General features: G+C 43.3%; 13 protein-coding genes. 10 read left to right on the forward strand and 3 right to left on the reverse strand.

Annotation, left to right across the window (positions count from 1 at the left end; translation table 11 throughout):
- Window positions 1–125: 125 nt before the first annotated feature.
- A complete protein-coding gene (gene rluB, locus DXK30_RS04845) occupies window positions 126–1052 on the reverse strand; it encodes a 23S rRNA pseudouridine(2605) synthase RluB (RefSeq protein ID WP_114700744.1) in 927 nt (308 codons plus the stop codon).
- Window positions 1053–1374: 322 nt separating this feature from the next.
- Here rluB and folD point away from each other — a divergent pair, with 322 nt between their 5' ends.
- Together folD and DXK30_RS04855 are read left to right on the forward strand one after the other, a co-directional pair.
- Window positions 1375–2253: a bifunctional methylenetetrahydrofolate dehydrogenase/methenyltetrahydrofolate cyclohydrolase FolD gene (folD, locus tag DXK30_RS04850; RefSeq protein ID WP_114700745.1), complete on the forward strand. Its 879-nt coding sequence runs from the start codon at window positions 1375–1377 to the stop codon at window positions 2251–2253.
- A gap of 99 nt (window positions 2254–2352) precedes the next feature.
- On the forward strand, window positions 2353–2871 hold the full coding sequence (locus DXK30_RS04855) for a phosphate-starvation-inducible protein PsiE (protein WP_114700746.1): 519 nt from the start codon (window positions 2353–2355) through the stop codon (window positions 2869–2871).
- Window positions 2872–2951: 80 nt separating this feature from the next.
- On the opposite strand, the gene corA is transcribed toward DXK30_RS04855, so the two are convergent.
- Both corA and DXK30_RS04865 read right to left on the reverse strand, forming a co-directional pair.
- The gene (corA, locus tag DXK30_RS04860; RefSeq protein ID WP_390178026.1) at window positions 2952–4106 is read right to left on the reverse strand and encodes a magnesium/cobalt transporter CorA; all 1155 of its coding nucleotides are present in this window, start codon (window positions 4104–4106) and stop codon (window positions 2952–2954) included.
- Between the two features lie 145 nt (window positions 4107–4251).
- Window positions 4252–4641: a DUF2237 family protein gene (locus DXK30_RS04865; protein WP_114700748.1), complete on the reverse strand. Its 390-nt coding sequence runs from the start codon at window positions 4639–4641 to the stop codon at window positions 4252–4254.
- Between the two features lie 488 nt (window positions 4642–5129).
- Between DXK30_RS04865 and DXK30_RS04870 the strand changes: the two genes are divergently transcribed.
- The 8 genes from DXK30_RS04870 (at window position 5130) to hisS (ending at window position 15063) form a co-directional block, all read left to right on the forward strand.
- Window positions 5130–6428, forward strand: coding sequence for an ATP phosphoribosyltransferase regulatory subunit (locus tag DXK30_RS04870; RefSeq protein ID WP_114700749.1), 1299 nt, complete (start codon window positions 5130–5132; stop codon window positions 6426–6428).
- Window positions 6429–6636: 208 nt separating this feature from the next.
- Entirely contained in the window at window positions 6637–7926 is a 1290-nt protein-coding gene (locus tag DXK30_RS04875) for an adenylosuccinate synthase (RefSeq protein ID WP_057759029.1), read from the forward strand.
- A 333-nt stretch (window positions 7927–8259) separates the two neighbouring features.
- Window positions 8260–8691, forward strand: a complete 432-nt coding sequence (gene ndk, locus DXK30_RS04880) for a nucleoside-diphosphate kinase (RefSeq protein ID WP_057759031.1) — start codon at window positions 8260–8262, stop codon at window positions 8689–8691.
- A gap of 542 nt (window positions 8692–9233) precedes the next feature.
- A complete protein-coding gene (gene rlmN, locus DXK30_RS04885) occupies window positions 9234–10463 on the forward strand; it encodes a 23S rRNA (adenine(2503)-C(2))-methyltransferase RlmN (RefSeq protein ID WP_057759033.1) in 1230 nt (409 codons plus the stop codon).
- Between the two features lie 210 nt (window positions 10464–10673).
- Window positions 10674–11609 carry a type IV pilus biogenesis/stability protein PilW gene (gene pilW / locus DXK30_RS04890; protein WP_227670800.1) on the forward strand — a complete coding sequence of 312 codons (936 nt, stop codon included), beginning with the start codon at window positions 10674–10676 and terminating at the stop codon, window positions 11607–11609.
- The gene (locus tag DXK30_RS04895) at window positions 11600–12418 is read left to right on the forward strand and encodes a helix-turn-helix domain-containing protein (protein ID WP_390178023.1); all 819 of its coding nucleotides are present in this window, start codon (window positions 11600–11602) and stop codon (window positions 12416–12418) included. The genes pilW and DXK30_RS04895 overlap by 10 nt, the downstream gene beginning before the upstream one ends.
- Before the next feature lie 116 nt (window positions 12419–12534).
- Window positions 12535–13650, forward strand: coding sequence for a flavodoxin-dependent (E)-4-hydroxy-3-methylbut-2-enyl-diphosphate synthase (gene ispG / locus DXK30_RS04900; protein WP_114700752.1), 1116 nt, complete (start codon window positions 12535–12537; stop codon window positions 13648–13650).
- Window positions 13651–13773: 123 nt separating this feature from the next.
- Entirely contained in the window at window positions 13774–15063 is a 1290-nt protein-coding gene (hisS, locus tag DXK30_RS04905) for a histidine--tRNA ligase (protein ID WP_114700753.1), read from the forward strand.
- Window positions 15064–15107 lie beyond the last annotated feature (44 nt).

The following is a 15107-nucleotide window of genomic DNA, read 5'->3' on the forward strand; positions in this document are numbered from 1 at the left end:
ACTAAGCGACTGCGACACCTGCAAAAAGACACAAAAAAAGCGGTCAATGACTATTTATCATTGACCGCTTTTTTATGTTTATCCCAAATCTATTTAAGACTTAGAATAATGTTAAACCAATTTAACTAGCGCTTATCATTGCGATCACGGGTGTTGCGTGTACCGCGGCTGGCAGGGCTAGCGCTACTTTTAGGTTTCGCGCTGCTATTGCGGTTATCGCTACGAGTGTCAGTGCGACGCGCTTTAAGCGGCTTGTTTCTGATACGTTCTTGCTTTTCTTTGGCTGCGCCATGTAGACCCGTGCCATAACGTGGACGCAAGCTGACCAAATCCGTCAACGTGTTGATTTCTTTTTTATCAAGCTCTAAGAAACGGCCAGTACGTAGCTCTTTTGGTAGAACAATCGTGCCATAGCGTGTACGTAGTAGACGACTAACTTTTAAACCTTGTGACTCAAATAAGCGACGTACTTCGCGGTTACGGCCTTCTTTTAACTGGACGTGATACCACTTGTTGACGCCTTCGCCGCCGCCTTCTTTGATGTCTTCAAATTTTGCAAGGCCATCTTCTAGCATGACACCAGCGGTCAATGCACGAGCGATATCAGGCGTTACTTCACCCAATACACGTACGGCATATTCACGAGTGACTTCACCAGATGGATGCATCAAGCGATGTGCCATTTCGCCATCGTTAGTAAATAACAATAGGCCAGTTGAGTTAATGTCCAAGCGTCCAACCATTACCCAGCGGTCATGTGTCAGCTTTGGCAAACGTTCAAAGACAGTTGGACGACCTTCTGGATCTTTAGCCGAGCAAACTTCGCCTTCAGGCTTGTAGTAAGCGATAACACGGCGACGCTTCTCGTTTTCAGAGGTGTATTTGATCTGACGGCCATCAACGCGAATCTCATCGCCTTGCTCAACACGATCACCGATGGTTGCTGGGCCGTTATTGACAGTGACGCGACCTGCTTTGATGACTTCTTCCATCTGACGGCGTGAACCAAGCCCCATACGGGCGAGGGCTTTCTGTAATTTTTCGTCTTTCATCGTAATATCCTTGAGTCGGTGGGTTTACATTTCTCAATGTAAAAAATTGGATTGACTATTCTACGCTATTTTAACAAATTTAGCACGTAAACCAATACCTTACTGATTATTAATGTGTCTATCCACGAATAAGCAATACTGTTTAATTCACTTATTATAAAAATTCATCAGTACACAGGCTTTATCTTACGCTAGGATTTTTAGACGCAGGCAGGTACAATATCACTATCAACCATACCTTGATTAAGGATAAGACAGGCATGCAAAGTATTTGCGCGCGCTGTCTTTATTTTTTTATATCGTACCCTCTATTGGAGTTACTATGTCTACTGCCCAAGAATCCGCCACCGTTTTGGACGGCAAAGCACTTGCCAAACAAATAGAACAGGATCTGCGCACGCGCGTAGATACGATTAAGGAAAAGACTGGCCGCACCCCAAGCTTAGCGACGATATTGGTTGGTGATGATCCAGCCTCTGCCACTTATGTTCGTATGAAAGGCAACGCCTGTAAGCGTGTTGGCATGGACTCTATACGCGTTGAGATGCCAAGTGCCACGACCACTGAGCAGCTCATGGCAAAGATAGATGAGTTAAATAGCAATCCAGATGTACACGGCATTTTGCTACAGCATCCGGTTCCTGAGCATATTGATGAGCGTGCTTGTTTTGAGCAGATTGACTTAGCAAAAGACGTCGATGGTGTGACTTGTCTTGGTTTTGGTCGTATGGCGATGCAGCAGTCAGCTTATGGCTCATGCACACCGCAGGGCATTATGCATTTGTTAGAGCATCATAATATCAAGCTATCAGGTAAAGAAGCAGTGGTCGTAGGGCGTAGTGCTATCTTAGGTAAGCCAATGGCGATGATGCTATTGAATGCTAACTGTACGGTGACGATCTGCCATTCAAGAACTCAAGATTTGGCAGCACATATTAAGCGTGCAGATATAGTGGTTGGTGCCGTAGGTGTACCTGAGCTGATTAAAGCGGAATGGATCAAATCAGGAGCGGTTGTCGTTGATGCGGGTTTCCATCCGACAGATGACGGCGGTGTTGGTGATATCGAAATGAAAGGTATGGAAAACATTGCCAGCGCTTATACGCCAGTACCAGGCGGCGTTGGCCCAATGACTATCAACACGCTTATTCGCCAAACGGTAGATGCTGCTGAAAAATCAGCGGGTTTGAATAACGGCTAAAAAGATAGTCATACGAATACTGATTGCCGATATATAAGGGGCCTGAGGTAACATAAACTCAGGCTAAATCAACCACATTTCAGTTGATAGGACCTAAACATGGCTAAAAAAAACGTAGGTGTTCATGAGCGACTACAAGGTATTGGTAGAGAGTTTGTCGATGTCTGTCATTACGTTATTTTATTTCTAATCAGTGTGGTTGTCGTTTGGACCGCAGGAAAAGAGTTCATTGGTATTATTCAAAAAGGCTCAGCGGATCTAAAAGACATATTGATGTTATTTATTTATCTTGAGCTACTGGCCATGATAGGCATCTACTTTAAAACCCACCGTCTGCCAGTACAGTTTTTGATATTTATTGCCATAACGGCATTGTCACGACATTTGGTGGTTGATGTACAGGCAGTTTCAGACTATTTCCATTTATGGCTGCTAGCGACAATTTCTGTGGCCATCATGCTATTAAGTGGCTCTATCGTAGTATTAACTTGGACAGCAAAAACGTTTGGTCGTCCAGAAGACAATCTTGATAAGCAGCATGCAAACCTAACGGTTAAAGCATTGTTGCCTGATAATGCGCAAGCGCCCGATAGCCATACCAAGCATCGCCGTGAATAGTTAGATAGTAATATAAAAAGATAGCAACATAAAAAAAGAGCGACCAGTGGTTGCTCTTTTTTTATGCCTAGCGTTTGGTATTACAACCATTTTAATCTTTTGAAGTTATAGTACAGATAGCTACATAAGGCGATAATAATGGTCATGATGATAAGGTAAGAGTATTTCCAATGCAGCTCAGGCATAAAGTCAAAGTTCATGCCATAGATACCAGCGATAGCTGTTGGTACTGCTAAAATACCTGCCCATGCCGCGAGCTTACGGACCACTTCATTCTGACCCATATTGACCATCGCCATATAGGTATTCATCACCACGCTCAGCATTTCATTGAGACCATTTATAGCATCTAGTGAATGCAACAGGTGATCGTTGACATCGCGAAAGTAAGGCTTAGCGGCTTGAGAAAAACCAGAGACAATCTCACTCTTTTTATGATTGATAAAAAAGCTACAGATGTCTTGCACAGGTAAGATAATGGCGCGCATATGTACCAGTTGAGATTTAAGCTCGTAGAGGTTTTTTAGCGTACCTTTATCAAACTCAGAGGTAAATACATAGCGCTCCTGCTCGCGCAAGTAACGGCCCAATCGATCGGTAATCGGCATATAGTTATCAACGATAAAATCAAGGATAGCATGCAGTACAAAGATAGGGCCCATGCGTAGCTTTTCGGGGCGACGATGGCAGTGCTCACGTACTGGCGCATAAGAGTTTGACGGGCCATTACGAATCGTAATGAGGTAGTTTTTACCCATAAATATCGCAGTAGTACCATAACGAATGACATTGTCTTCTAGCTTGGCCGTACGTAGCACCACAAAAACCATGTCATTATCGTAGTTTTCGACCTTGGCACGTTGATGATCAGCAAAGGCATCTTCAATCGCTAGCTCATGCAGGTCAAAGGCTTCTTTTACTTTGACCATGGTTTCTAAGCTTGGATCATATAGCCCAAGCCAAATAAATTGACCGTTGTTCCCTAGCGTACGACTCACATCATTGAGCGCCACTCTATTAAGGTTCTCACCTGTTTTACGTGAGTAAGCGTAGCAATTGACCACTTCACCTGCGCTTGATGAATCAATATCTTCATAGCGTTCAGAGTCAGGATCGTAGACCGTCATAGTCTCAATAGTATCTTCAGTAGTGGCGTCCACATCACCATAAATATAGCTATCATCATCGTCCAAATAGAGATGCTTGTCATTCATATTGGCGTAGATATGATCCATATTGGAATCAGGCGCAATATGCGCCGTTTTTTTAATCAATTGATTATTATCATTTTCCATATACTTTCCTGTCATATAATAAAAAACTTCAATAATCCAAATATGCTGTGAACGCTGTTACGGTTTTATCGTGTGTCAATACTATCTATAGTGCATAGCTTTTTAGGGTATCGATATCTACCAATGCCAATAGACTCTCATGACAAGCTTCTAGTTTGATTTGCGGTGCAATATCAAAGTCCAATGCTTCAACCCAACGTAGCGCGCAGATGCACCAGTAGTCACCAGGTTTGAGACCAGGAAAGTTGTATTCAGGTAGTGGGGTAATCAGGTCGTTACCGCGATTGGCAGAGAAGTTTAAAAACTCGCTGGTCATCTTAGCGCAAACGGTATGTTGACCAACATCATGGTTGCCAGTATGGCAAAAACCATTGCGATAATAGCCAGTAATTGGATCGAAACAACAGCTGGCAAGTGCGGTGCCTAAGACATTGGTTTGGTTGATCGCAGGGTTTGGGTGGTAATCAGATGACATAAGGCTTCCGAGATAAAAATATGTGTTAGTGTATCATGAGTCTGTGTTGATGACGCTGCCGTAATCACACTCATTATCTTATGGTTAACAAAAAATAAACCTCTCGGCTATTCGCCCAATATTGAGCCAAATATATCAACGATAACTGTTACATCTGCTAAGCTAATAAGCAGCAATTGAACTGTAATTAGATAGTGATTGTGGCCAATTGTCACTAGGCGAACCTTGAGTGCTATGCTAAACTAAAGCATAAAGTGCCTTGATTATTTGTCGCAATTTTTTAGCGCATAAAGATACTCGTCTTATCATTCTAAATTATACTTATTATTCACCCTTTTGCGGTTACCTGGTTTGTTTATAAATAATTGGGTCAATGATGTTGCGCGTTAAAAATAAACATACACAGCGTCAATACCCGGCAAATCACCTTTTAAGTACCGCATCAGTACCGCGTTTTTGGTAAGCGATACGCCAAACAAGGATTTATTGTGTCTGTTAGTTCTGATTCTGCAAAACCTGCCCAGCCAAATTCTACCAACGAAACAGTGTCTCAGCCTGCTGAAAATAATGCTGCACCCAATCGCATGCCATATTTGAGTAACTTTGGCAGTGATGTTGCCAATAGTTGGCTATTGCCTGATGGGGTGGTTGATGTCCTGTTTGAAGATGCGCATAAGCAAGAAGTGCTTAGACATCAGTTAATCGAGCAGCTTATTACTCATGGTTATCGGCTGGTTTGTCCACCGATGATTGAATTCACCGAATCTTTACTAAGTGATGCATCAGAAGATCTTAAGCGTCAAACTTTTAAGATTATCGATCAGTTGACGGGTCGCCTAATGGGCGTTCGCGCTGATATTACCCCGCAAATCTTGCGTATAGATGCGCATCATGGCGGTACCGGTATTGCGCGTTATTGCTACGTTGGTGATGTGATACATACCTTACCATCAGGTCTATTCGGCTCACGTACGCCGCTACAGTTAGGTGCTGAGATATTTGGCTGTGCGTCACTAGCAGCAGATATTGAGCTGATAGACGTGCTGTTTACGATGGTAAATAAACTCAATATGAGTGCAGCGCTTCATATCGATTTGGGTCACGTAGCGATATTTAAGCGCTTGGCTGAATTGGCGGAATTGTCAGACAGTGATACTGAGCAATTGATGTACTTATATGCCAATAAAAACCTGCCAGAGCTTAAGCGTGTTTGCCGCGCTTTGCCAATGGGTGATGATTTTTATGTGTTGGCACGCTTTGGTCATGATATCGCAAACCTATTGGCTAAATTATCAGATGCAGCGCAACAAGACAGCCAAATCGCAACGGCAATTGATGAGCTACAGCGTTTGAAAAACTATCTACAAGACCAATGGCAGTGCCCAGTCAGTATTGATGTGACTGAGCTATCAGGTTATCACTATCATACTGGCATCGTCTTCAATGGTTATATCAATAGCGAAACGCAGCCACTAGTACGTGGTGGTCGTTTTGATGGTATGCAAAGCCAAACGCAAGCGTTACGTGCGGCCACAGGCTTTAGTATGGATGTCAGCCGATTGCTGGCTCATACACAGTTAGATGCGACAACCGTTGTCTTGGTTGATTTTACTGCTTTGTCTAATGCAAATACAGATGAGATGCAGACGCTACTGCAACAAGTAGAGAGTCTACGTCAGCAAGGCTATCGCGTCACTGTGCCGTTAGATGCACAGGATAGTCCAGATGATGTTACGCATCGTTTGAGCATGGCTGATGACAGTCAATGGCAGCTACAAACTGTTTAACTGTTTGACAGTAGGCTATTGAATGGCGCACGCGGCACACGTAGTCAAAATTATTCAGTACAGATTACGAGAACGTAAAATTATTTGTTAGATATCTCAGTGTTTCTATTTCGTGAATCACTGAGATAAAAAGATATAGCTAAGAAAATCATTTTAATTTTTCAGATTTTATTGCACACACCTCAATACATAAAGGTAAGGATTGATCATGGGTAAGAATGTTGTAGTTTTGGGTAGCCAATGGGGCGACGAAGGTAAGGGTAAAATCGTTGATTTACTTACTGAAAAAGCCTCAGCAGTAGCCCGCTTCCAAGGCGGTCATAATGCTGGTCACACGTTGGTTGTCGATGGCAAAACCACTGTCTTGCATTTGATTCCATCAGGTATCTTGCGTGAAGGCGTTACTTGCTTTATCGGTAATGGCGTGGTCTTAGCACCTGATGCACTACTAAAAGAGATGAAAGAGCTAGAAGACAACAACGTACCAGTACGTGAGCGTCTACGTATCTCTCCTAATTGCCCACTTATCATGCCTTATCACGTGGCACTTGACCAAGCTCGTGAAGCCAAGCGTGGTTCTGGTAAAATCGGTACAACAGGTCGCGGTATCGGTCCTGCATACGAAGACAAAGTAGCACGTCGTGCGATTAAACTTGCTGATTTGTTTCGTGAAGATCTAGAAGAAAAACTACGTAACCTAATCGAATACCATAACTTCCAACTGACTGAGTACTATAAAGTTGAAGCAATTGATTTTGATGAGACACTTAAACTTTGTAAAGAGTGGAAAGAAGAGATTAAAGGTATGGTTACTGATGTAACTGAAGACCTAAATCAATTACGTCTGGCTGGCAAAAACCTAATGTTTGAAGGTGCTCAAGGCACGCTGCTTGATATCGACCATGGTACTTATCCGTTTGTAACCAGCTCAAGCGTAACAGCTGGTGGTGTATCAACTGGTACAGGTATCGGTCCATTGTATTTAGACTATGTACTTGGTATCACCAAAGCGTACACTACGCGCGTTGGTAGTGGTCCATTCCCAACTGAATTGTTTGATGATGTTGGTGCTCACTTAGCCAAAGTCGGTCATGAATTTGGTGCGACGACTGGTCGTGCCCGTCGCTGTGGTTGGTTCGATGCAGAAGCATTACGCCGTGCAGTAGTACTTAACTCTATGTCAGGTATTTGCTTGACCAAACTTGATGTACTAGATGGTCTTGAAGAGTTGCTAATCGGTGTAGGTTACAACCTACCTGAGACTGAGTGTGCAGGCGCGCATGATGCTGAGTTCTACGAGTCAGTTACGCCTAAATACGAAACGATGCAAGGCTGGAGCGAGTCTACCGTTGGTATCACTAACTACGATGAGCTTCCAGAAAACGCTAAAAAATACATCAAACGTATCGAAGCGCTGATTGGTTGCCCAGTTGATATTATCTCGACTGGTCCTGATCGCGAAGAAACGATCGTACTGCGTGATCCGTACGACGCTTAGTTTTTACTACAAACTTGATTAAATAGTTTTTAGTATCAATAAAAAAACCCCAATGCTGAGCGTTGGGGTTTTTGCTTTTGTCAGAACTTATAGCATTATCAACGACTAATGCACAATAAATTTACTTTTATGCAAGGTATGGTCATAAATTAACCCTATCATTTATGGCCTTAATCATTATAATAGGCAGCAATCCGATGTTGGCGCTTATGGTTATACACTGATATACCATGAGTTGTGTAAAACAGTCCAAGTCAACATTGTGGCTAAAGCTAAAACAACGCATTAATTTTTTCATATTTTATTGAATTTATCATTTATTAGGAGCTTCTCATGGCTAACGAACGTACTTTATCTATCATCAAACCTGACGCAGTTGCTGGCAACCACATCGGCGCTATCTATAGCCGTTTTGAACAAGCTGGTCTAAAAATTGTTGCAGCTAAAATGCTACAGCTTGATGATGAAAAAGCAGGCGGTTTTTATGCTGAGCACGCTGAGCGTCCATTTTACAACGACCTAAAATCTTTCATGATGTCAGGTCCAGTATTGGTATCAGTACTAGAAGGCGAAAACGCTATCGCTCAGCATCGTGAAATCATGGGTGCAACTAACCCAAAAGAAGCTGCTGAAGGCACTATCCGTGCTGACTTCGCTAGCAGCATCGACGAAAACGCAGTACATGGTTCAGATTCAGCTGAATCAGCAGCACGTGAAATCAGCTACTTCTTCAGCGATGATGAAGTTTGTGCACGTACACGCTAATATAGTAAACCAGCTATAAGCTTTTACGGCGTTCGATTTGTTTGAGGTAACTGCTATAATAAGACAGCTACGATTTAGACTGATCTTACCTGTATGAGTTCTATACTTGATTGACTATAGACGAATTATTTACAACATTGATTGTGTATAGTTGGTTTGCGAGACGGCTTATATCTTATGGGTATAGGCCGTTTTAGCTATTATAATAATCCTATAGTCCAAGAGTTACTAAACTGCTAGGGCGTTACCCTCCTTGGATGTACTACTTGTACAATCTGCAGTTGGCTGCCTTGTATCTGCTTTAGAGTTCTGTGATTATATTATTCATTGAAATTCTTAATGACTTGCCTCATTATTGATTTTACTTAGCGTTATCAATCCCTTATCAGCATGTTTTTATCAATTGCTAATTTATTAATTAGTATTTGTTAAGTTAGAAAACTGCGCTCATAGCGGATTGCTCATGCACTTATGTATGTATGGCAAAGCCCATATAAATAATTGCACCGCTTATCTAAGCTTCTGCAAAAAGGTTACCTATTATGTCAACTGTTCAAGCACCTACTCAGCACGTACCTGCTAAGATTACTGATAGCATTAAGCTAGTAGATGAGGCACATGCCAAAACCAATCTATTGGGTATGACGCAAGCGCAACTAGCTGATTACTTCAAGAGTATTGGTGAAAAACCATTCCGCTCAACTCAAGTGATTAAGTGGATTTATCAGCATGGCGTGACAGATTTTGAGCAAATGACCAATTTGAGTAAGTCGTTGCGAGACAAATTGTCGCTTAATGCTTGTGTGGTACCGCCCAAAGTGATTCATCGTCAATATAGTGATGATGGTACACGTAAGTGGGTATTTGAAGTCACTGGTGGCTCGTTGGTTGAGACGGTGCTTATCCCTGCAGATGATAGTAAGTTAAATGGTCGTAAGACATTATGCGTTTCTTCGCAAGTAGGCTGCGCACTAGACTGTAGCTTCTGTAGTACGGGCAAACAAGGGTTTGAGCGTGACTTAAGTGCGGCTGAAATTATCGGTCAGTTATGGGTCGCTAATGCGTCATATATGACAGATGAAAATGAAAGTTTAGAAAACGTCGACCATAGCCTGTGGGAAAATAACGTCACCAATGTGGTGATGATGGGCATGGGTGAGCCGCTATTGAACTACAAACCTGTAGTAGGCTCAATGGAGTTGATGCTCAGCGATCATGCTTATGGATTATCAAAGCGTCGCGTCACGTTATCGACTTCTGGTGTCGTCCCGAAAATGTATCAGCTAGCACAAGATATCGATGTGGCATTGGCTATTTCACTGCATGCGCCAAATGATGAGCTGCGTAACGAGTTGGTACCAATTAACAAGAAATATCCGTTAGAAGAGCTGATTGCAGCGGCAAAAAACTATGTCTATGATGTTAATCCACGTCATAAGAAGCACGTTACGATTGAGTATGTGATGCTTGATGGGGTCAATGATAGCAATGAGCATGCCCATCAGTTGGTTGCGCTATTAGAAGGGTTACCAAGTAAGATCAACCTGATTCCGTTCAACCCATTCCCGCATGCACCGTATGACAAATCAAGCAACAACCGTATCCATGCGTTTAGTAATATATTGAGTGAAGCCGGTTTTGTTTGTACGATTCGTCAAACACGTGGTGATGATATCGATGCTGCTTGTGGTCAGTTAGTTGGACAAGTCGCCGATCGTACCAGACGCTCAGCCGCGTGGCAGCAGAGCATCAAAGATCGTGAAAGCGTTTAGTAGTTCTTTAGAGGATAAGCGCGATATCTGACTGATATAGCTTTTTAGCTGTCTTTTGTCTGTCGCAACGGTAAGAAAATGTAGCAATGACGGTCAAGATTGCAGAACGCGGCAATTAATAACAACTAAATTGTACTTATAGGGGTTAAATCTATTAAACTGAGGCCTCGAAGATCGAACGCATTGAATCCCAGTTTTATGATGGCGGCTATGATGACTTCTAAAAATTCTTGTCAGTTCAAATATCAAAAATCATTTTCTAAATTTTATCAGCAGTCGAGTATCAGTGCTGCGCAAACCGCTTTTCCAAAGCGTGCAGTGCTGTCGGCAGTGTTTGGTGTCCTTGTATTAAGTGGCTGTCAGACCACACCGGCTAATGATTTGCTAGGCAATTCTTCTTATCAAACATCTACGCGCGCTAGCAATGATCGAAATTTGGATCAGCAGGAAATCGCTCGTGTGCGTACCTCACTTGCCGCGCAATATATCCGAAAAAACGAGCTAGATACTGCACAGCAGCAGCTTGAAAAAGCCTTTGCTGCCGATAGCCGTTATGCGCCAGCCTATGATATGATGGGCGTTTTGTTGCAGCAAGAAGGCAGCCGTATCAATCTAGCCAAAGCTGATGAGTACTTCAAAAAAGCAATCGCGCTAGATAAAGACTTTGTACAAGCACACAATAATTATGGCGTGTATCTGTCACAGACAAAGCGTTACCGTGAAGCAGCAGAACAGTTTGAGATTGCAGGGGCGTCGCTAGGCTATGAAGGTCGTATTGGCGCGCTAGAAAACCTAGGTCGCACTTATCTACAGTTAGGTGATAATAGTGCCGCTTCAAAAGCATTTTTACGCGCACTCGATGGCAATCGTAACAGCATCATTGCTCATATCGAATTGGTAGATTTGCTGCTGCAGCAACAGCGTGTACCGCAGGCACAGAGACTGTATGATGAGACGCTGATATTGGTGCAGGGGCAGGGTATTAGCCCGCGCTTGCTCTTACAAGGTATCAAGCTTGCAGCAGCACAAAATAATATAACGACGCGCCAGCAATTGGCACAGCAGCTTTTATCCGCTTACCCGCTAAGTGATGAAGCAAAACAACTTAAGACTTGGCTTAACAATCCAGAGGCACCATGGAAATGATCACCCCATCATCTAACACTCAATCTAACGCTCAGGGATCATTTGGTGCCGTGTTGCAGCAAGCCCGCAAAAATAAGCAAGTAACTTTAGAAGCTGCGGCAGCCGAGCTGTTTATTCTAAAGCGTCATCTAGAGGCGCTAGAAAGTGAAAACTTCGCTGAGCTACCACAGGCTGCGTTTGCTCGTGGTTTTGCGATTAACTATGCCAAATATTTGGGTTTAGATTCAGCAAAAATCGCTAGTAGCTTCGATGCCGCTTATCCTAATGAGTTAAAGGCCAAATCAGCTAGCAATATCGATACACCGCTGCGCCCAATGGGAACTTTGCAGCGTGATACTCACAACCGCATCCGTTTCAACCCCTTATTGATCATAGGTGTTATCGGATTGATTGTCTTGGCGGTGTTCCTATTCCGCATGGTGAGTAACGCTAGCAAGGAAAGCAACCAAGAACCTGTATCTGCTGTGGAAGATATGTCAGCAATAGAGCAAGCTCAAGGCGCTGCCATCAACAGTGATGTGAGTGGCGTTGGTGCCTCTGGCTCTGCATTGAATCTAGGTGATGCTGCAACAACTGCTAACCTCAACCTTGTATTGACAAGTGACGCTGTGGTTAGCATAACAGATGCTTCTGGAAACAGTTTAATAAGCGGTTCTCAGTCTGCGGGTAACTATGAATTGTCAGGTATGCCACCGTTTAACGTGCAAATTGATAATATCGACAGTGTTAGCTTGATGCTCAATCAACAAGCCGTTGCGTTAGATACTTATGCAACGGATAAGCAAGCCACTTTTGAATTAGCACCGTAGTCAGTCGTATAAGTGCCACATGTGAATAAAGCACTCATGCGTATATTGATTTAGCTAATTTATATTATATGTGCAAAGTCCTAGGGCTTTTCTATTTTTGATTTAAGGATTTATGTATGTCAATGCCATCGCCTATTAATCGTCGTCTGACCAAAAAAATCTATGTCGGTGATGTCGCGGTTGGTGGTGATGCACCAATTAGCGTACAGAGCATGACCAATACTGATACCTGTGATGTAGCAGCGACTGTCGCTCAAATCGAGCGTTGTGTCGAAGCTGGTGCAGATTTGATGCGCGTATCAACGCCAACGATGGATACGGTCAAAGCCTTTGGTGAAATTCGCAAACTGGTAAGCGTGCCTTTGATCGCTGATGTGCATTTTGATCATAAAATCGCTTTGGCCGTTGCTGAAGCGGGCGCTGATTGTTTACGTATCAATCCGGGTAACATTGGTAGCGATGCCAAAGTACGTGAAGTGGTCGCTTGCGCCAAGTATCATAATATTCCTATTCGTATTGGCGTCAACGCTGGTTCTTTAGAAAAAGACATACAGCGAAAGTATACTGAGCCAACTGGTGAGGCAATGCTAGAGTCGGCAATGCGCCATATCGATATTTTAGAGCGTCTTAACTTTGACCAGTACAAAGTATCTGTTAAAGCCAGTAACGTGTTTCTAACATTAGATGCCTATCGCTTAATATCAGCGGAAATTGATAATCCATTACATTTGGGCGTGACGGAAGCGGGTGTCTATCGTACGGGCGCTGTCAAATCTGCTATCGCGCTAGGTGGGTTATTGCTAGACGGTATTGGCGATACCATTCGTATCTCATTAGCGGCGGAGCCTGAAGAAGAGATTAAGATTGGTTTTGATATCTTAAAATCGCTTAATATTCGTTCGAACGGCGTAAACTTTATCGCCTGTCCAAGCTGCTCGCGTCAAGAGTTTGACGTGATTAAAGTAATGACAGCGTTAGAGTCTCGCTTAGAAGATATTCGTGAACCGATGAATCTATCTGTGATCGGCTGCAAGGTGAATGGTCCAGGAGAAGCAAAAGAGGCCGATATCGGTATCGTTGGTGCTGCCCCTAGATCATTGGTCTATCGTATGGGTGAAAAAAGCCACCTTATCGATACAGGTAATCTGGTCGATGAAATAGAAGGTATGGTTCGCGCCCATGCAGAAGACTTGGCAAAAAAACGTGAGAATGAAATCATTCGCGTAAAATAAGCCATAGAATAGATTAATACGTTAGGCTATATCGTCACAGTATTAATTAGATATGACGCTTATTTGAATATATAGAAAACAATAATAGAATACCTGTTAAACATTTAAGGATACGACCGTACCATGATCAAAGCTATCAAAGGTTTTAATGATATTTTGCCTGACCAATCAGCAAAGTGGCTGCATTTAGAAGCGATATTGGCTGATGTACTTGGTAGGTACGGTTACGAGCATATTCGCTTGCCTATTGTTGAACAAACGGATCTATTTGCGCGTGCTATTGGCGGCGCGACTGACATCGTCGAAAAAGAGATGTACAGCTTTACTGATAAATCTGAGCCGCCAACGCCGTTAGCGTTGCGTCCTGAAGGCACAGCTGGAGCAGTACGCGCAGTTATCGAGCATAACTTGCTACGCGGTGACACGCCCAAGCTTTGGTACATCGGTCCAATGTTCCGCTACGAGCGCCCGCAAAAAGGCCGCTATCGCCAGTTTCATCAGTTAGGTGTCGAGAGCTTCGGTAGTGCACTACCAGATGCTGATGCTGAGCTGATTGCGATGACTCATCTGATGTGGCAAGAGTTAGGTCTCAATAATGAGATGCGTTTGCAACTAAACAGTTTGGGTGAGCTTGATGAGCGCTATGCTTATCGCGAAGCATTGGTTACTTATTTGACTGATAAAAAAGAGCAGCTAGACGAAGACAGCAAACGTCGTCTAACGACTAACCCTTTACGTATCTTGGATAGCAAAGAAGCGAGCACGCAAGCAGTATTGGCAAATGCGCCAAAGCTTGCTGACTTCTTGGGTGAAGAGAGTGTGGCGCATTTTGAGCAGGTCAAAGCCTATCTGACTGTGCTTAATATCGATTTTGAAATCAATCCGCACTTAGTACGTGGCCTTGATTATTACAATAAAACAGTATTTGAGTGGGTAACGGATAAGCTTGGAAGCCAAGCTACCGTTTGTGCGGGTGGTCGTTATGACGGGCTAGTAGGGCAATTAAAATCAATCGGTACAGATGGTAGCAAACCAGTCAAATCTGAGCCTGGTGTTGGTTTTGCAATGGGGCTTGAGCGTTTATTACTACTGATAGAAGCGGTTGCACCGATTGCTGACATACCTGCTTGTGATGTATTCGTCGTGGCCCATCCTGATGTATATGGTGCTGGCATAAGCTATGCACAGAACTTACGTCACAGTCGTCCAGATGTACGAGTAAAGATGGCCAGTGCCACTAGTCTAAAAGCGCAAATGAAGAAGGCAGACAAGTCAGGCGCGGCATTGACAGTCATCATCGCACAGCAAGAGCTGGATGATAATACGATTAGCATTAAAGACATGCAGACAGGTGAGCAAAAGACGGTCGCCCAAGATTGGTTATCAAATACAGATAACTTTTCTCGTCGCTAATTGACTTTGACTAATCAGCTTTGTTTGTCGCACTAGCAATTTAA

Source organism: Psychrobacter proteolyticus (genome assembly GCF_003350005.1).
Taxonomy (GTDB): Bacteria; Pseudomonadota; Gammaproteobacteria; order Pseudomonadales; family Moraxellaceae; genus Psychrobacter; species Psychrobacter proteolyticus.